Raw genomic sequence first — 18,147 nt, 5'->3', positions numbered from 1 at the left:
CTTGTTCATCGGTAGGGGTGGATGTCCTCGCGCCGGTCAGCCGAAGCTGGAGGCGGACGACGAGGACGAGGCCGTGCTCCACGGGCAGGAGGCGGAACCGGCCGTGGTGGCGCTGCCCCAGGTGCTCAGCGCGGTGCCCTCGCTCAGCTCCTCGACCGCCAGGTCGTCGTCGAACGCTTCGACGAACAGATCGAGGTCGTCGCTGTTGTGCATGTCTCATCTCCCTTCTGCGAGTCGGGGCCGAAGTGGTGGCCGTGCCGGGTGCCGGCTGTCAGCCGATGCAGGAGGCGCTGCCGACGGTCGCCGCCGACGAGCCGGGGCAGGACGCCGTGGAGGCCGAACCCGCGCAGGCGAAGCAGCCGCCCGGTGCGTTGCCGTCCGGCAGCTCCTCCACGGCGAGGTCCTGATCCTCGATGTAGAGGTCGAGTTCCAGGTGGTCCATGGGCTCCATGGAGGTACCTCTTCCTGTCAGTTTTCCTGTCGGTTCCTGTGCTGGGCGCCGCTCAGCCGTAGCTGGAGACGCTGGAGGCGCTGGACGCGCTGGTCGCCGGGCAGGAGGCGGTGCTGGCGCTGGTGGAGGTGGAGAAGCTCGCCAGGGCGTTGCCCTCGGGCAGCTCCTCCAGTGCCAGCTCGTCCTCGGCCACGGCGTACAGGTCGATGACGTCTTCCACGGGATCACTTCCTTTCGTCGCTCGATATGGATGGGGCGCATCCGACGGCGCGCGCCGGGGGTCGTGGCCGGCCCGGGGCGCGCCGTCGGACGATCAGGGGGCGGCGGGTCCGCCGCCCGGCGGGGCCGCGGGCGGGTGGCCGAGTGCGAGGGCGAACACCTGCTGCCTGCTGGTGCCGTCGGAGCGCAGCGGCGTACGGACGGAGGCGGGGATGAACCCGGCGAAGGCCGAACCGGTCAGCCCGTGGGAGACCCCGGCCAGCCACATGGTGTGGACGGCCGCGCCGGCACGGGTCAGCAGCGTCCGGTAGCCGTGGCCCCCGTCGCGTGCCTCGGCCGTCCGCAGGTCCACGGCGACGGAGACGATCACCGGCGCGTCCGCGAACTCGGCCTGCAGGGTGAGGGTGTGGCGCCGCTCGGGCGGCGGCAGCTCCATCACCGGGCGCGCGGTGCGGGCGAGCCGGTCGAAGCGGTGCACGGCGGGCGCCAGGCCGGCCACCCGGAAGGCGACGACGGTGATCTCCAGCGGGGTGTACGGCTGTTCGTCCGGCCACTCCTCCGCGTCCGCCTCGACTCCCTCGGCGATGATGTCGGCGAGCAGCGGCGCTGCCAGCGGTTCGGGCGACCAGACGCGGTTGGCGCGGCGGGCCCGCAGGGTGGCGAGCAGGTCCAGCCGGCCGGCGCCGGTGTCCTGGTCCCGGCCGGTGCCCACCGGTGTTTCGGGGCCCAGCGGTGCGGGCGGGGCCGCGCGCAACGGCGCGGCCTCGGTGCGCGGCTGCGCGGGCGCGTCCGCGAAGGAGTCGACGAGCTGGAGGGCGAGGTCGTCCGGGGCGATCACAGCGGCCTCCCGAGGTCGATGACGGCGGTGACGGGCTCGACGCGCGGGTCGACACCGAGCGCCCCGGTGACCGCCCGCTCGTCCCAGCGCCGCACCGGGGTTCTGGGCAGACCGAGGGTGCGGCAGACGCGGCGCAAGGTGGCCTGCGCGCAGCCGGCGTCCAGCAGCGTCACCCGCAGGGCGAAGGAGTGGTACTTCTTGGCGACCTTGCCGAGGTTGCCGGTCAGCACCAGCGTGGCCGGGCCGCTCCCGGGCACTCCGGCGAGCGCGGCGGTGCCGGGCGCCAGCAGGGCCAGCCGGTGCTCGCCGGGTACGTAGCCGTACAGGCCGGGCTCCAGCCCCGCCGCGTCGCGCACGGCCAGATGCGCGAGGACGGAGCCGATGTTGCCGCCGCTGGGTGTCCAGCGGCGCAGGAAGTCGGGGTCGCCCACGCGGATGCCCGCGGTGGTGGCCAGGACCAGCGAGAGGGTCTGCGCGTCGACGTGGGCGTCGACGGCCGCCTCCGGGCCGGCTTCCTCGTGTCCGTACGGCCGGCCGGCCAGGCGTGCGGTGTCCGGGTCCGGCAGCTCGACCCGGGGGCAGACCGGCCAGGTCTTCTCCTGGCGCTGGAGGGCCAGGTTGGAGGGCTTGTAGTGCTGCTGGTGGCCCTTGGGGTCCATGTACTCGTGCGGCGGGAAGCCGATGAACGCCTCGTAGCGCGCGGCCAGCGGGGCGGGCCGGGGGTCTTCGGTGACCGCGGTCGCCTCCGGCGCCGGGCCCGCGGGCCGGGCAGCGGAACAGCTGGGGCAGCCGGGGCGGGTGGCGCCGCTGTGCCGCCGCTGTTTGAGATCGTCCAGCGCGACGGTGCGCCACTGGTTGGGGTACGGCGAGGGGACGGAGCGCGAGAGGAAACCGAACAGATCGTGCGCGGCCAGGGCCGCGGTGAGCGCGGCGGCCTCCTCGTCGGCCTCCGGCGTTCCGGGGGCCTCCTCGGTGTCCGCCTCCTCGGCCAGCAGGCAGTCCAGGCACGGGGTGCAGTCCGGGTGGACGAACGGCCCCAGCCGGGCCCGGCCGGCGAAGACGGCCACCCGCACCAGGGGAAGGTTCCGTTCCCGGCAGGCGGCGGCGACGGCGGACAGCTCGGCCGCCGGCAGCGCGGCGGCAACGGCCAGCGTGGTGCCCTCGGGCGGTACGCCGTCGGTACCGGTCACCCGGACCACCGGCGCGGACGGCCCCAGCTCCTCGGCCAGCGCGGTGGCCGTCGGCCCGGTGCCGAAGAGGGCCACCCGCGCCGTGGTGAGCCGCAGCGCGCCCTGCTCCCAGCAGCTGTTGGCCCCGGTGGAGTCGCCCATCCGGGAGAGGTGGTCGGCGAGTTCGGCGGCGAGCGCGTCCCCGGCGGCGGACTGCTCGCTCCCGGGCGACGGGGTGTCCTCGATGACGCCGCACATCCACAGCAGTGAGAGGGCTTTGAAGACGGCGCGCGGCGCGATGCCCAGCTCCTCGGCGAGCGCCGCGCAGTCCTTGGTGCCGTCCAGCAGCGGCAGCAGCCGGGGCAGCAGCGCGGTGGCGGCCTTGCCGCGGAAGACCTGCGGCGCGGGCAGCCCTTCGACGACCAGGCCCTCGCTGACCGGCTGGACCGCCAGGCCGCGGCGCAGCCGGGGCAGCGCCGGTACGGACAACTGGGGGTCGCGCAGCGCGGCCGCTCCGGTCTGCTCGGCAGTCAGTACGTCCCCGTTCGGCATATGTTTCAGCTCCCCACCGGTGCGGCGGCCGTCAGCCGCTCGAAGGTCCGCCACGAGGTGTCCTCGCCGCCACGTGCGGGACGGCAGCGGGGGCACTGGTCGACGGCGACGACGTGGTTGCGGGCCGTCCTGCCGTCGGCGAGATTGACCGAACGCACCCGTGCGGGGCGCTCCGCCTCGTCGCGCTCCTGCTCCCGGTCGCGCTGCCCGTCGAAGAGGTCGTGCACGGCGGCGCGGGCCAGCGCGACGGCCATGCCGACGTGGTGCGGTGCGTAGCCGGTGACCCGCTTCGGGTCGGTGCCGGCCGCGCGCGGGACGGGCGAGCGGTCGTGCTGGGCGCGGCGCCGGGTGAAGCAGCGGTGGCAGGCGCCGTCGCCGGGCCGTACCGCCGGGCCGCAGCGCAGCTCGGTGGGCTCCAGCTCGATCGGGAACCAGGGCACGCCCCAGGCGTAGGCCGAGGACTCCACCGCCTCGGCCAGCGTCTGCCTGGGGTGGTCGGTGACCAGCACCAGCAGGTCGCCGACCGGCCAGAAGCTGGGGTGGCTGCCCTCGTCGACGCCCATGACGACGGCGCCGGCGTACGCCTTGGCCAGTCGCTCGGTGACGGCGTGCCCGAAGGACCCCGCCGCGAGAAACAGCGGTCTGCGGGGACCGGTCGTTCCGGTGTGCATCGCTTCTCCTGCCCGGTGGTGTGGTGGCGGTGCGCCGGTGGCGCGTACGGCGCGTGCGCGCCGGTGAGGGGGACGGCGGGGTCAGGCGAACGGCTGCGGGAGCTGGGTGATCTCGTCCTCGTCCAGCACCGGGTGGCCCATGGCGCGCGGTGCTTCGTACAGCCGCGGGTGGCCCAGATAGCGGGCCCGGTGCACGAAGGAGAGGGGCATCAGCTGAGGCACCGCCACCCGGACGACGGTGGCGCCCACCTGGCGGGCCTCGTCGGTGGTCAGGTCGACCGCGACGACCTCGCAGCCCCGGGCGTGCAGTCGCTCCAGCAGCCAGTCCAGGACGGTGCGCGGGTCGGTGGCGGCGGGGCGGGGCAGCGCGGACAGCGGCCGTTCCTCCCGCTCGCCCTCCAGCAGGAACGAGAAGCGGTCGCGGGCCGCCAGGGGCCCGGCCTGCGCCGCACCGCCGACGACATCGACCAGCTGCTCCCCGCCCTCGCCCGGCGCGGCGGCCGACCGCTCCCGGCCTGCCGAGTTGGTGATGTGGTGCCGCAGTGCGATCCGCAGGGACGCGGCTTCGCGGTGGAGCTTGGCGATCGCGTCGCCGGGGTCGGGCTCGCAGGTGGCGGCGACGACCTGGGCCAGCTGGGGATCGTGGTCCGCGAGCTGCACACCGTAGATCACCGGGATGCCCAGATCGGTGGTGGCGTCGTAGAAGCGGGTGCGTACATACGGGTTGGCGGCACGTTCCACGAACCGGCGCTGGGTGGGCGTCAGCGCGTCGATCTCGACGGTCAGCCGGGGCAGCCGTAGCCGCTGCAGCCAGGTCAGGGCGATGGAGTCGCGTTCGACGACCTCCAGCAGGCCGTTGACGACCGCGGAGGTCACATCGGTGTGGACGGCGCAGCCGGTGGAGACGGGGTGGCTGATCCGCTCGCCCACCGCCTCGGGCGGGTTCTTCAGCCACACATGGACCGCGGGCACCCACACCGGCCGCCGCCGGGTGAACGACCAGCCGCGCACCCACCGCATGGGCGCTTCCGGGTCGGGGCCCACCAGCCCGTGTCCGCCCGCCGCGAGTTCGGCGGCCGACAGTTTGGGCCAGGCGTCCAGCGGCACCGCCTCGTCGCCCAGTTCGGCGGCCGTCGCCCAGCGGGTGCGGCCCGCGTCCCGGGCGCAGGAGGAGTAGCGCTCCAGCGATTCGGCGACCGCCAGCAGCGCGGCCCGCTCGGGGGACAGATCGCCGCCGGCGCCGTCGAAGTTGCCGTGCTCGGCCCCCAGGTCCCAGTCCTCGTGCCCGGTCAGCACATGTCCCGGATCGCCGAGCGAGGCGGTGAAGATGGGGAAGTCGGGGTCGCCGGGGCTGCCGGGAAGCCGCGCGGCGCCACTGACGAGGCCGTACGGCGAGACGAGGTCGCCCATCCGGCGCAACGAGGCGGGCGGCGTCGCGTCGGATACCGCCGCGTCGGATGCGGCAGTGGCGGCGGCGCCGGCCGCTTCCCGGGGCCCGGGAAGCGTGGTGGTCACATTCGGATTCATCAGCTCTTCTTCTCCGTGTCCCAGCGGAAGGCGCGGACGGCCACGACGGTCAACAGCGCGGCGGTGGCGGCGATCAGCAGCCAGTCGAGCCACTGCGCGTGCCGGGTGACGCCACCGGTGACGTCGTGCCTGAGCGCGTCACCCAGCAGCGCGACGGGGTTCCAGGACAGGACGTCCGCGAGCCCGTCCGGCATCAGCTCCAGCGGGAAGAGCACTCCGGAGCCCATCAGCAGCAGGGGGGTGAGCAGTCCGGAGATGGCGTTGGTCAGCTCGGGCGAGCGCAGGGTGCCGCCGAGCAGGAAGCCCACGGACATCAGCAGCCACATTCCGAGCACCGTCGTCAGCAGCATGGTCAGCCCGGACAGCGGCGTCAGCAGCCCCAGCACCGTGGCGATCGCCCCGGCGACGGCCAGCAGCGCCAGACCGAGCGCGCCACGCGCGGGCAGCAGCGAGGTGAGGATGGCCTGCGGCCTGGCCGGTGTGGTGCGCAGCAGCCGCAGGGTGCCGTTGGCGCGCAGCGACACCAGGGTGCCCGCGGTGGCGCTCAGGGCGAGCGACATCAGGGCGAAGACGAGCACACCGGGCAGTACGAACGGCATCGGTTCGAACGGTGGACTGCCGTCGGTGCCCACGGCGTCGAGATTCCGGCCCTCCCAGCCGGTCTGCGGCAGCGCGTCGCGCACCGCGGAGACGACCGAGGGGCTCTCGGGGTCGGTGACCACCCGCAGGCTGTCGCCGTCGGCGGACGGCGCGATCACCGCGTCCACACCCTCCCTGGCGTCGCGCGGGGAGTCGACGGCGGCGACCTTCGAGCCGTCACCGAGCGCGTCGCGCAACTGGGCGGCCTGGGTTCCGCTGCCCACCACCGCGATCTTGTACGGGCCGCCGGCCCAGGTGAGCTGCATGATGGCGACGAAGAGCCCGGCGAGCAGCACCGGGAAGACGACGCTGAAGAACAGCGCCATCGGATCGCGCACCAGCTCCTTGGTCATGCCCTTGGCCAGCGCCTTGAACTGCCCCGGCGGCGGCGCGGCGGCGGGCAGGGCCGGGGAGGCGGGGACGGGGGTGCGGGCGGTGGTGTCGGGGCGGCTGCGGCTCGTCGGGACGGTGCTCACTGCTCGCTCCCCTCGTCCGGGCCGGTCGCCCCGGTGCCGGTCGCGGCCAGGAACGCGTCCTCCAGCGTCGGGCGGTGAATCCGTACGTCGGCTGCGGGCGCGCGTTCCTCGAACCAGGCGACGGCGCGCTCGGGCTGCTCGGTCGCCACGGAGAACCGCGGAACGCCGCCGCCGGTGCCCGGCCGGGTGGTGCCCCGGGTCTGCGCCGTCACCGCGTCGGCGCCGAACTCCTCGCGGGCGGCGGCGAGCAGGTCCTCCTGGGCCGAGCGGACGGTGACCGTGCTGCCGTGGGTGAGGCTCCGCACGATCTGTGCCGGTGTCCCCGAGGTGCGCAGCCGGCCGTTGTGGAGGATGGCCAGCCGGTCGCACATCTCCTCGGCCTCCTCCATGGCGTGGGTGCTCAGCAGGAAGGTGGTGCCGCCCGCGCGGGCCCGGTTGATGACGGCCCAGGCGTCGCGGCGGGCGTGCGGGTCGAGCCCCGTGGTCGGCTCGTCGAGGACGACGAGCGGGGTGTTGCCGACCAACGCGGTGGCGAGCAGAAGCCGTTGCTGCTGGCCGCCGGAGAGCTTGGCGGCCCTGGTGCGGGCCTTGTCGGCCAGGCCCAGCTCCTCGATGAGCTCGGGCACCGGGCGGGGATCCGGGTAGAGCGACGCCCACATGTGGAGCGTCTCGTCGACCTGGAGACGGGGGAAGAGACTGGTCTTCTGCGGCTGCAGGGCCAGCGCGCCGCCCAGCCGTGCGGCGCTGTGGCGGCCGGGCTCGACCGGCCTGCCGAGGACGTCGATCCGGCCGGCGGCGGGCCGCAGCAATCCGGTGACCGCCGCGATGGTGCTCGTCTTGCCCGCGCCGTTGCGGCCCAGCAGACCGTAGATCTCGCCGCGCCCGACGGTGAACTCCACATCGTTCACTGCGGTGAAGTCCCCATAGCGGACGGTGAGTTCCCGGACCGCGAGGGCAGGCGGGGCGCCATCTTCGGCGGCCTCGTGATCGGGCTCGGAATCCGGTTGTTCGCGGCGTTCTTGAATCGTGAACATTTGACGCTGCATCCCCACGTCCCGCGCATTACGTCGTGGCGTTGTGCGCTATGCGGCAGGTCGACTGGTCGGCGGTGATCGCGAGCAATGCTGGCCGCTGGGCGGAACGCACGGCAAGGGGTGTTCGGAGAGACCGAATACGGGAACCCGGCGACATACGGGGGGAGTTCGACGGTAGCGGGAACCGGCTACCCGTCAGTGCGCTTGTGTCTCCTGGGACTTACGGGGAATAGTAAGCCGTCCGACCAGGCGGATACCGCGGGATGACCTCCCGCGCCCGGACACCACCACAGGTGGACGCCCTTGTGTCCGCTACACACCGAGTTTGCATGATTTGCTACACGGGGAGACTCAGTGAACGATCGGATGCTTCGCGCGTTCGTGACCTGCGCGCGGACGGGCAGTGTGACCAGGACCGCCACCGAATTGGGCTACTCGGCCGCCAGCATCAGCGACCAGATCCGCCAGCTCGAAGTCCACACCCGCCAGCCTCTGTTCCGGCGCACACCCGGGGGCATGAACCTGACCGAGGCGGGTAGGCGCATGGTTCCGGTGGCGCACGACATTCTCTCGCGGATGGATCTGCTCTGCCACTGCGAAGCAATACCCTCACGTCCCAGGCGACGACGGGATAACCGGTCGGCGCCGCTGCGCGAAGTACATACGGTGCGCCGCACCGCGTAATTCACCGTGCATTGACGGGGATATTCGCGCAAGAAAACGCAAAAGACGCGCGAGCAATACGAAGGCGGGGAGCGATGGGCGAAGCATCGCTCCCCGCCTTCCGTTCTTCTACCCCCCGTGCCCGGCAGCGGCACCTGACAGCGGCTCAGCCCTCCGGGCCCGTCGGCCGGTCGAGGACCTCCGCCGGCGGGTCGACCGCCAGTCCCCGGGCGATCGCCTGCAGACCGGCGCAGTGCTCCTGGAAGACCTCACGGCCCTTCGGGGTGGCCTTCAGCCAGGTGCGGGGCCGCTTGCCGAGATAGCCCTTCTCGACCTCGACCAGTCCCGCCTCCTCCAGTGCCGCCGACTGCTTGGAGAGGGCCGAGTCGTTGATCTCGACCGCGTCCCGGACGAACCGGAACTCCAGCCGCTCGGCCGAAGCCAGCGCCGCCATCACCGAGAACCGCACCGGGGACTGGAGCAGCGGCTCCAATCGGTGCCGGGGGTGCCGTGCGCCTTTCACCGCGCTCCCGCCCTGCGCACCAGCAACGCCGCGCCCAGGGTCCACCCGGCGAGCACGGCCAGCGAAGCCGGCCACCACAGCAGCGGCGCGCCCCCGCTCCAGACCGAGCCGATGACGACGGCCGCCACGTACAGCCCCGTCCAGCCCAGGCTGAAGACGAGGTGGAAGCGGCGGAAGTCGCGGGTGACGACGGGGCGGGTGCCCGCGTATCCCATCGCCGCCACACCGACCACCGCGCCGGCGGCGTTGAGCGCGACGGCCACCGCGGGTTCGCTGCCGGCCACCGCGGCGGCGCCGAGCAGCAGCAGGGTGTAGCCGAGGAACCCCAGCAGATACCGCGCGTACCAGTCGGCGTGCGCCCGGCGTCCGGTCCGCTGCACCGCGTCCCGCCGCGCGAGCGCGGAGCGTGCCTCCGCAGCCTCCATGATCTGCCTCCCGTGCAGTCGGTCGCTCACGTGCTTTCACACTAGGCATCAACTTTCCAGATTTGCAAGTAGATGCCTGGCAACCATGTACCTCCCTTACGGCAAGCCGAAACATCCCGCCCGGCCATCACCGCCCCGCGTCGCCGTCCGTGTACTTGACAAGCTTTGCATAATGCAAAAGTAAGAAAGGAGCAGGAATGGTCGGTGCACGGACAGGTGGCAACAGGGGTACGAGGGCACGGATGCGCTCCGCGCCATGGGGACTGCTGCTGCTGGCCGTCCTCACCGGCGCGGGAGCCGGTGTCGGTTCGATCGTGTTCCGCTGGTGCATCCAGCAGTTCACCCGGCTCCTGTCCGGCCACGACGACTACGCCGCCGCCCCCGGCTCGGCCCATCCCCATCTGACCTGGCTGGGCCCCTTCTTCGTGGTACTGGCCCCGGTCGTGGGCGGGCTGCTGTACGGGCCGCTGGTGCAGCGCTTCGCCAGGGAGGCACGCGGGCACGGCGTACCGGAGGTGATGCTCGCGGTGGCACAGCGCGGCGGGCGCATCAGCCCGAAGGTCGCCGTCGTCAAGACGCTCGCCTCCGCGCTGACCATCGGCTCCGGCGGCTCGGTGGGCCGGGAGGGGCCGATCGTGCAGGTCGGCTCGGCCCTCGGCGCGACGCTGGGCCGGCTGGTGCGGGCCGGCGAGGGGCGGATGCGGCTGCTGGTGGCGTGCGGCGCGGCAGGCGGCATCGCGGCGACGTTCAACGCCCCGCTGGCCGGGGTGTTCTTCGCCATGGAGCTGATCTTGATGACGTTCAGCGCCGAGGCGTTCGGCGCCGCGGTGCTCTCCAGCGTCACCGCGAGCGTGATCGGCCGGGCCGCGTTCGGGGACGTGGCCTTCTTGGAACTGCCGCCCTTCCACGTCGACCATCTGGGCCAGTACGGACTCTTCGCCCTGCTCGGGGTGTTGGCCGGGGCCGTGGGAGTGGGATTCTCACGCATCCTGTACGCGATCGAGGACGCCTGCGACTGGGCCTGGCGCGGGCCCGAGTGGCTGCGGCCCGCGGCGGGCGGGCTGGTGCTGGGCCTGCTGCTGCTCGCCCTGCCGCAGATGTACGGGGTGGGCTACCCGGTGCTGGAGAACGCCACCGAGGGCGAGTACGCGGTCGGCTTCCTGCTGGTGCTGCTGGTGGGCAAGATCCTGGCGACCAGCGTGACCATCGGCATCGGCGGCTCCGGAGGTGTGTTCGCACCGAGCCTGTTCATGGGCGCGATGCTGGGCGCCGCCTACGGCGCGGTGCTGCACCAACTGCTGCCGGGCACGGCGGGCGCCGTCGGCGCCTACGCGCTGGTGGGCATGGGCGCCGTCTTCGCCGGAGCCTCCCGGGCGCCGATCACGGCCGTGGTCATCCTCTTCGAGCTGACCGGCGAGTACTCGATCATCCTGTCCATGATGCTGGCGATCGCGCTGGCCACCGCGACCGGGCGGCTGCTGTCCCGGGACACCATCTACACCCTCAAGCTGCGGCGTCGCGGTATCGATCTGGACGGCCCGGCACAGGGGGCGCCGCTGGGCGGCCAGTCGGTCGGCGCCGTGATGGAGCCGCTGCCCGAGCCGCTGACCACCACGACCCCGCTCACCGAGGCCGCCGACGTGCTGAGCCTGTCCGGGAACGGAGCGCTCCCGGTACTGGACCCCGCCGGCCGGTACGCGGGGGTCGTCACCACGCGGGCGGTGGCCGAGGCACTGACCGAACAGCCGGAGGGCGCCCCCGCCACGGTCGGCGACCTGGCCCGGCGGCCCCCCGCCGTCAGGCCCGACGAGCCACTGGCCACGGCGCTGCACACGCTGGCGGACTCGGTGGACAGCGGGATGCCGGTACTGGACGCGGACAAGGGCGCGCCGGTCGGCTGGCTGAGCCACCGCAGTGCGCTGCGGGCCCTGCACACCCGTACCGCCCCGGCCCAGGAGTCGGCACTGGTGTGACGGCGGTGCCGCCCGGTGGCACCCCCGACGGCGTCAGTGCGGTTCCGAGGGCGTGGGCGGGGAGGTCGGCGCCGGTGGGGTGGGCCCGGTGGACGGGGCCGGTTGCGCCAGGTCGGCCCAGCCGAGCGGATACGGGACGTCGATGTCCGTGGGCGGCACCGCCGGCTCGCCGCCCGCCTCGTTGAACGCCGTCAACGCCTCGACGAGGGCGGCGCGTTGGCCGGGGGCGAGCCGTTCCACGACGGCGGCCAGTTCCCGGCGGCGGCGCGAGGTGACGGTCCCGACGGTGCTGCGCCCCTCGTCGGTGAGGGTCAGCAGGGTCTCCCGGCGGTTGTGCGGGTTGGTCTGCCGGTCCACGAGCCCGGCCGTGATCAGCCTGTCCGCCATCCGCATGGCGGTCGAGGGCGCCACCCGCAGCAGGTCGGCCAGCGCGACGAGCTTGGTGGCACCGCGCGAGGAGAGGGCCACCAGCATCCGGAACTGCGGCAGCGTCACCCGATCCTCCACCTCGGCCAACGAGCTGGCCGACACCGCCACCAGCACCCGGGAAGCGGTCAGCACGGCGCGCGTGACCGCGTCCACGTCGTCCAAACCCTGCACCGGGTCTCCGCGCTCGGCCATGTCCCCTTTTTACCGCTTCCTGCTTCTTCCGCGTGCTTCGGCGTGCTTCGGCGTTCTTAGGCCCCGGGACCTCAGTCGCGTCCCGGGCCGCGCCCCGGGCGGTAGCGCACCAGGAGCATCGCGGCGTCGTCGTCCTGGACGCCTCCCGTGTAGCGGTCCACGTCCTGGCGCAGCGTGTCCAGCGCCGCCTGGGCGTCCCCGGAGCGCAGCAACCACCCCTTGTCCTTGAGCGGGTAGAAGTCCCCCGCGTCGTTCCGGGCCTCGGTCACCCCGTCGGTGTAGAGGAGGAGCTGGTCGCCCGGGGCGAACCCGGCGCTGAACAGCCCGGGCGGCTCCCCGCCGTGCGCGGCCAGACCGAGCGGCAGGGCGTAGGTGTCCGGCCGGGGGAACTCGACGGTGCCGTCGCGGCGTACGAGCATCGGCGGCGGGTGGCCGTGGTTGAGGAAGACGACGGTGCGTTCCTTGGGCCGCACCTCCGCGACGATGGCCGTCACGAATCTCTCGTCCTCCAGCTCACGCGCCACGCTGCGCTCCAGCCGGGCCCCCAGCGCGGCGAGATCCGGCTCCTCGTAGGCGGCCTCCCGGAAGGTGCCCAGAACCACGGAGGCGGTCTCCACCGCCGTCAGCCCCTTGCCCTGCACATCACCGACGATCAGCCGTATCCGGTCCGGCCCCGCGGCCACCTCGTACAGGTCGCCGCCGATGCGTGCCTCGGCCACGGCGGAGGTGTAGGAGACGGCCACCCGCAGCGGGCCCGCGCTGCGCGGCACCGGCCGCAGCAGGACCCGTTGGGCGACCTCCGCGATGGACCGGACGCTGGCCAGCTCCTCCTCGCGCCGCCCCCGCATGATGGCGGCCACCACGCCGGCGACGGTGACCCCGGCGACAGAGGCCAGAGCCGTGTAGCCGCGCCGCGTCATGAGGAGGTCGTCGTAGAGCCCCAGCCCACCGCAGAGCACCATGGCCAGCGCGCCGACCACGACGGTACGCCGCCAGGTGCCGACCAGTCCGGCGAAGGCGGGGCCGAGCGAGACCAGCGGCAGGAACCCCACCTCGGGCCCCGCCAGCACATCGACGCCAGCCACCAACGCCATCGCCAGGAAGGGCAGCAGTGCCAGCACGATGTAGGTACGCGGCTCGCGTCCCTCTGCCATGGCGCTCCCTTGCGACGTCACGTCCACGCAACCGCTTCCGTCGCGGTCCTACGCTCGGAGCTTCACCCTAAGCAACGGCCCCACGGGCAACGGACACCCCGGCCGTCTCGTTATCCGATCGCAGCGGCGTGCCCGCCGGCCGTATCACCGCGGCGCGGAGCGCGCGGAGGTGGCGCGGACGAGGGCCGACTCGACGGCGGCGACGCGGTCGGCCAGCAGACCGAGGGCGGCGACGGCGCGCGCCATCGGGTCCGCGTCGGTGTCGCCGAGCGCCTGGGTGCGCACATGGGCCCGTTTGATCTCCGCCCACCGGTCGGCCTGCTCGGCGGTGAGCGCCCCGCGCAGCTGTGCGAGTTTGAGCAGGTTGGCCTCGGCGTCGCCGGTCAGCGTCTGCGCCTCGGCGGAGTAGTGGTCGTCGACGACGGCGCCGACCTCGGCGTCGTTCATGACGGGCTCGATCCGCTGCACGATCTTGTTCATGGTGCGGTAGGAGCCCTGCAGCCGGAACGGCGGCTCGGTGCGGCTCGCGTCGGTCTGCCCGGCGGAGGCGATGTAGGCGCGATTGACCGCGAGCACCGTCCCACGCACCGTCAGCACATGGCGCAGCACGGCGAGGATGCGCTCCAGTTCGGCGGGCGGGCAGGGCCACGACAGCTGGTCGGCCCGTACGGCGGCGGTGGCGTCCTGCTGCGCCAGGGCGACCAACACCTCCAGGTCAGCGCGGGGCCGGTCCGCCAGCGGCGCCAGCACCGGATGGGAGGTCAGCGCGTTCTCCACGAAGCTGAGGGCGAAGGCGTCCTGCTTGCCGGACAGCACCTCGCCCAGGTTCCACACATCGGCCCGGTTGGCCAGCATGTCGGGCACGCTGAAGCGGCTGCCGGACTCCGTGTAGGGGTTGCCCGCCATACAGACGGCGAACCGCTTGCCGCGCAGGTCGTAGGTGTGCGGCTCGCCCTGCCACACGCCCTCCACCCGGCGGGTGCCGTCGCACAGCGGGATGAACTTCTCCAGGAACTGCGGACAGGTGTGCTGGATGTCGTCCACGTACAGCAGCGTGTTGTTGCCCGCCTTCAGCGCGAAGTTGATCTTCTCCACCTCCTGCCGGGCGGTCGCGCCGGGCGCCTGCGCCGGGTCGAGGGAGGTCACCGTCCGGCCGAGGGCGGGGCCGTTCACCTTGACGAGCAGCAGCCCGAGCCGCTCGGCCACGTACTCCAGCAGCGTCGTCTTGCCGTACCCCGGCGGGGAGAGCAGGAGCAGCAGGCCACCCGGAGCGCCCACCCCGGCGTCGGTCCCCAGCTGTTTGGCCAGGTTCTCGCCGATCAGCGGCAGCCAGACCTCGTCGATCAGCCGGCTGCGGACGAATCCGGGCAGGGCGCGCGGCCGGTGGTCGGCCAGCCGCAGCCGGTCCCTCTCGGCGGCGACCAGCTGGGCGCGGCGCCGCTGGTGGGCGCGGAAGGCGGGCACCTCGTGAGCGCGGAAGGAGCCCGTCCGGGCGAGGAACTCGTCCAGCCGGACGGTGAGCTGCCCGTCCCGGACACGGGGATGGGAGCCCAGCAGCCCGGTCACGGTGCGGGTCAGCGGCGCCTCGGCGGAGTAGCGCTCCAGCTCGGGGCACAGCTGCGCGGCGACCGCCTCGGCCAGGTCGCCCGGGGCCGGATCGGTCCCGGTGGAGCGCGCGTAGGAGGACAGCCAGGCGGAGGCCAGCTGGTGCTGTTCGGCGAAGGTCTCAAGCGCCGCGAGGTCGGCGACGTAGGTGTCGTAGGTGTCGGCGTCGAGGGTGTGGCGGAACTTCTCCAGCAGGGTGCGGGCCTCGGCGCCGAGGACGAATCCGGCCGGCGCGGTGGTCAACTCCTCCAGCAGATAGCCGGCCGCGGCCACCGGCCGGGCGGTGGCGCCCTCGCCCGGCGGGCTCTGCTCCTCGAACGCCGCGGTGAACGCCGCGATCCGGTCGGCGAGTTCGGCGCGGAGCCGGTCACCGGCCGGCACCCCGCCGAAGGTCTCGCCCGCGCGGGCCAGCGAGACGGCACGCCGGCTCCAGGCGGCACGCTGCGCGGGGGCGGTGCCGTGCGCCCAGAACAGCTGCGCGGCGGCACGGGCGCCGGGCTCGTGGCGGAGCGCTCCGGCGCCCTCCTCCAGCCGCAGCAGCGCCTCCAGGACGAGTGTGGCGTCGTGGTCGTGGACGCCGCGCTCATAGCCCTCGTCGTAGGCCTCGCGCGCGGCCTGCTGTACGAGCCCGGCCAGGTCCCCGGCCGCGTCGAGGGCCTGCGGCCCGTGTTCGTCCAGCAGCCGGGCCGCCAGATACTCGGCGCGGTAGACCTCGTCGGACTCGGAAGGCAGCAGCCGCCGGCCCAGGGCGCGCTGCGCCACCAGCTCGGGGTCGGTGACCGGCGCCCGGTAGTCGGTGCCGGTCAGGGCGAGTGACAAGCCTGGCCCGTCGGGAACGAGGGTGAGGTCGAGCGGCTGGGTGTTGACGGCGAACCGGTGGCGGCCCAGGCGCAGCACGCTGCCACCGTCCAGGTAGAGCTCGCCGCGGTCCCGCAGGGCGCGCGCCGCCTCCTGGCGGGCGGTCACCAGCCGGTCCTCCAGCTCCTGGGCCCGGGCCGACTCGCCCAGCTCGCGCAGTGTCGCGGCGGTGCGCCGTACGGTGCCGGTCATGGGGTCGGAGGTGAAGAACGCTGCCAGGGCCTCGGTGTCGGCCAGTTCACCGGCGCGGCGCGCCAGGGTGCGCAGGGTGCGCTCGGCGGAGGTGACCAGCTGCTGGGTGCGGCGCGCCCTGGCTTCGGACAGCGCCTGCTTGCGCGCGGCGAAGGCGTCGTTGAGCTCGGTGCGCCTGGTGTCGAGTTCGGCGAGGAAGTCGGCCGAATCGGCGAACCGCTGCTCCAGTTCCTCCACCTTCGCCAGCAGCCGCGCGTGCTGGGTCTCGCACTGCTGCGGGGTGTCGGCGACACCGAGCGCGGCGGTGAGGGACTGCCCGAGCAGCGTGAACTCGGCGGCGAACTCCGCCTTGGACTCGTCGGCCAGCAGGGCGCGGCGGCGGGCCTCCAGTGTGGCGCGGGCCCGGTTGAGTCCGCCGGCCACCTCCGAGACCCGCTCCAGCGCGGCGGTACGGACGGTGGCGTCACCCGCCTCCAGCCCGCCGATCACCTCGGTGACGGTGCGCAGGCCCTCCTCCAGCGCGCCGATCCGGTCGGCGACGGGTCCGGCTTCGGCGGCCGTGCCCAGCTCCCGGGCCCGCCCGAGCAGTTCCTCGATCTCCTGGTGGTGGCCCGCGAACGCGTCCTTCTCGCACAGCCGCTCGACGGCGCGCAGTGCGAAGTCGGCCAGCTCCGTCTCGGCCTCGGCCGCCAGTTCGGCCGCGCGTGCGGTGTCCGCGTACCGCAGCTCCGCGCAGCCGAGCAGCTTGCCCTGGGCCGCCCGCAGTTCGGTCAGCCCCTCGACCCAGGCGGCGGCCGAGCGCGGTGCCTCGCCGCGCAGCCGCCGTACCACCGAGGCCAGCCGGGCGGCCGCCTCCTCCAGCGCCTCGGCGGCCTGCTGGGTGAGCTCGCGCACGGTCCGGTGCTCGGCGAGCACCTGTGCCGCGGTGCTGCGCAGCGCCTCCAGCGGGGTGCGCAGATCGCCGGTCTCCCGGTCGCCGAGCCACGGGTGGCCGTCGGCGGTGCGCTCGCAGGCGGCGACGAGGGCCTGGTAGCTCTCGGCGGTCGGTTCCGTGTGCGCGGGTGCGGCGCTGCGGGCGACGGCCAGGCAGGCGGAGATGCCGCCGACCAGCTCCCGGTTGCCGATCCGGGCCAGCGGTCCCGCGTCGGCCTGACGGCCCGCCTCGACGGTGTCCGCGAGATAGGGCGAGTCCCACCACTGCAGCGTGTGCACCTGCGCGGGCTCCGCCCGGTCCCCGCCGTCCGCGCGCAGCACGGCCAGCGTGCCGTCGTCGAAGAGGGCGTGCCCCTTGCACACCAGCGGCGCGGCGACCTCCTGGCGCATCGTGTTGTACGACAGCAGCAGGTCGCGACCGCCCTCCTGAGGAGCGTGGAAGGCGAACAGCACGTCCTCGCCGTTCGGTGCGCGCACGGCGGTCTCGAAGCCGAAGCCGGTGCCGGTGCCGTTGCCGCCAGGTCCGTCCGCGGCCACGGCGTCGAAGGTCTTCCACTCGCCCGAGGTCAGGTAGTAGCCGCCGGGGAAGACCAGCCCGCCGTCGTCCGGCAGCCGACGGCAGGCCGAGCCGATCCCGTCCAGCCGCACCACCTGCCGGGTCAAGGTGTTGACGACCAGGTATCTGCGCTGCTCCTCCTTGTAGGGCTTGACCCGCAGCAGCACCAGCGGGCCCACCCGGGCGTGCGCGATCTCGGCGTCCGCCAGCGACTGGAGGGGGTCGGTGACCGGCTCACGGTGCAGCCCCGCACCGCTGTCGGTGTCGTCGACGTCCTTGACGGTGAGGAACCCGCCGACCGTCGAGACGCACAGGCCGTCGCCGACGGCCACATGGGGATGGCGCCCGGGAACGTGGTCCTCGCGGGTGGCCTCCGTCCACGCCAGGTCGTGGGCCGGCGGGAAGGTGTGGTCGCGCTCGCCGCGCGCGTCCAGGAACCGGGCGCCGCCGCCGTCCTGGGCCAGCGCCCAGCGCAGGACACGGATGTCGGTGGGGCGCTCACCGGTCTGGAAGACGGCCAGCAGCTTGCCCTCGACCGGGCGCAGCCGCAGCAGCCGGGCGTGCCGGTAGTAGCGGTGCAGCGCGGCGAACTCGCGCTGGAAGTCGGCGTCGTCCAGCAGTCCGGGCACCGCGTCGGCGGGCAGCGGGTTGAGCTGCCGGTCGTGCAGGGCCAGCACATCGGCCGGGCGGGTCTCCCCGTCGGCCGGGGCCGGCACGGCGTGGTAGCCGAACAGCAGCCGCTCGCCCACGGCCACGACGTCGCGGGGCAGGCTCGGGCGCTCGGTGCGCAGCTGCCCGGTGTCGCTCAGCTCCAGCCGCCGGGCACCGAACTGCTCGGTACGCAGAGTGTTGAGCTCTTCGGCCCTGCGGGCGAGCTCGGCGCCCTGCGCGGCGAGCCGGTCGCGCAACACCTCATACGTGCCGGTCTCCATTGCTGCCTCCCTCTCGTCTTCGTTCGGCTCCAAGGGGCTGCGCCTGCCCACCCTGCTCCCCCAAGCTCTTCGAGCAGGGGGTACCCCCAAGGCACCTCCCGGCCGAAGGCTGGGGGAGCACCCGCAGACGGCGGCG

General features: G+C 73.7%; 16 protein-coding genes. 2 read left to right on the top strand and 14 right to left on the bottom strand.

The genetic code is table 11. From position 1 onward, the window contains the following. Positions 1–36 precede the first annotated feature (36 nt). From JW613_RS22985 to JW613_RS22945, 9 genes are all read right to left on the bottom strand, one after another. Positions 37–213, bottom strand: a complete 177-nt coding sequence (locus JW613_RS22985) for a thiocillin family RiPP (protein ID WP_107488699.1) — start codon at positions 211–213, stop codon at positions 37–39. Positions 214–271: 58 nt separating this feature from the next. Further along, positions 272–451 (bottom strand): thiocillin family RiPP, encoded by a 180-nt coding sequence (locus JW613_RS22980; protein ID WP_099881052.1) that lies wholly within the window; start codon positions 449–451, stop codon positions 272–274. A gap of 52 nt (positions 452–503) precedes the next feature. Further along, entirely contained in the window at positions 504–671 is a 168-nt protein-coding gene (locus tag JW613_RS22975) for a thiocillin family RiPP (RefSeq protein WP_107488700.1), read from the bottom strand. A gap of 93 nt (positions 672–764) precedes the next feature. Further along, on the bottom strand, positions 765–1,508 hold the full coding sequence (locus JW613_RS22970) for a nitroreductase family protein (RefSeq protein ID WP_209212813.1): 744 nt from the start codon (positions 1,506–1,508) through the stop codon (positions 765–767). Then, positions 1,505–3,229, bottom strand: coding sequence for a hypothetical protein (locus JW613_RS22965; protein WP_209212811.1), 1,725 nt, complete (start codon positions 3,227–3,229; stop codon positions 1,505–1,507). The genes JW613_RS22970 and JW613_RS22965 overlap by 4 nt, the downstream gene beginning before the upstream one ends. A 5-nt stretch (positions 3,230–3,234) precedes the next feature. Beyond that, positions 3,235–3,900, bottom strand: coding sequence for a TOMM precursor leader peptide-binding protein (locus JW613_RS22960; RefSeq protein WP_209212809.1), 666 nt, complete (start codon positions 3,898–3,900; stop codon positions 3,235–3,237). Positions 3,901–3,981: 81 nt separating this feature from the next. Beyond that, positions 3,982–5,427, bottom strand: a complete 1,446-nt coding sequence (locus JW613_RS22955) for a YcaO-like family protein (protein WP_209212807.1) — start codon at positions 5,425–5,427, stop codon at positions 3,982–3,984. Then, positions 5,427–6,542, bottom strand: coding sequence for an ABC transporter permease (locus tag JW613_RS22950; protein ID WP_209212805.1), 1,116 nt, complete (start codon positions 6,540–6,542; stop codon positions 5,427–5,429). Before JW613_RS22950 ends, JW613_RS22955 begins: the two co-directional genes overlap by 1 nt. Next, complete coding sequence (locus tag JW613_RS22945; RefSeq protein WP_209212803.1) at positions 6,539–7,576, bottom strand: ABC transporter ATP-binding protein; 1,038 nt, start codon at positions 7,574–7,576, stop codon at positions 6,539–6,541. The genes JW613_RS22950 and JW613_RS22945 overlap by 4 nt, the downstream gene beginning before the upstream one ends. A gap of 354 nt (positions 7,577–7,930) precedes the next feature. Here JW613_RS22945 and JW613_RS22940 point away from each other — a divergent pair, with 354 nt between their 5' ends. Next, on the top strand, positions 7,931–8,260 hold the full coding sequence (locus tag JW613_RS22940) for a LysR family transcriptional regulator (protein WP_209212801.1): 330 nt from the start codon (positions 7,931–7,933) through the stop codon (positions 8,258–8,260). Positions 8,261–8,405: 145 nt separating this feature from the next. Here JW613_RS22940 and JW613_RS22935 read toward each other — a convergent pair whose 3' ends face one another. After that, on the bottom strand, positions 8,406–8,762 hold the full coding sequence (locus JW613_RS22935) for a winged helix-turn-helix domain-containing protein (RefSeq protein WP_307866003.1): 357 nt from the start codon (positions 8,760–8,762) through the stop codon (positions 8,406–8,408). Continuing rightward, positions 8,759–9,217 carry a hypothetical protein gene (locus JW613_RS22930; protein WP_209212799.1) on the bottom strand — a complete coding sequence of 153 codons (459 nt, stop codon included), beginning with the start codon at positions 9,215–9,217 and terminating at the stop codon, positions 8,759–8,761. Before JW613_RS22930 ends, JW613_RS22935 begins: the two co-directional genes overlap by 4 nt. A 236-nt stretch (positions 9,218–9,453) precedes the next feature. On the opposite strand from JW613_RS22930, the gene JW613_RS22925 reads away from it, so the two are divergent. After that, on the top strand, positions 9,454–11,160 hold the full coding sequence (locus JW613_RS22925) for a chloride channel protein (RefSeq protein ID WP_209212904.1): 1,707 nt from the start codon (positions 9,454–9,456) through the stop codon (positions 11,158–11,160). 33 nt (positions 11,161–11,193) lie between these two features. Here JW613_RS22925 and JW613_RS22920 read toward each other — a convergent pair whose 3' ends face one another. From JW613_RS22920 to JW613_RS22910, 3 genes are all read right to left on the bottom strand, one after another. Beyond that, complete coding sequence (locus JW613_RS22920; RefSeq protein WP_209212797.1) at positions 11,194–11,781, bottom strand: MarR family winged helix-turn-helix transcriptional regulator; 588 nt, start codon at positions 11,779–11,781, stop codon at positions 11,194–11,196. A gap of 71 nt (positions 11,782–11,852) precedes the next feature. Next, positions 11,853–12,935, bottom strand: coding sequence for a PP2C family protein-serine/threonine phosphatase (locus tag JW613_RS22915; RefSeq protein WP_209212795.1), 1,083 nt, complete (start codon positions 12,933–12,935; stop codon positions 11,853–11,855). Positions 12,936–13,079: 144 nt separating this feature from the next. Then, positions 13,080–18,011 carry a DNA repair ATPase gene (locus tag JW613_RS22910; protein WP_209212793.1) on the bottom strand — a complete coding sequence of 1,644 codons (4,932 nt, stop codon included), beginning with the start codon at positions 18,009–18,011 and terminating at the stop codon, positions 13,080–13,082. Between the last annotated feature and the right edge of the window lie 136 nt (positions 18,012–18,147).

The sequence above is a fragment of the Streptomyces smyrnaeus genome (assembly GCF_017676345.1).
Classification (GTDB): Bacteria; Actinomycetota; Actinomycetes; order Streptomycetales; family Streptomycetaceae; genus Streptomyces; species Streptomyces smyrnaeus.
Note: the sequence above shows the minus strand (reverse complement) of the source record. Positions and strands in the feature narration are given on the sequence as shown.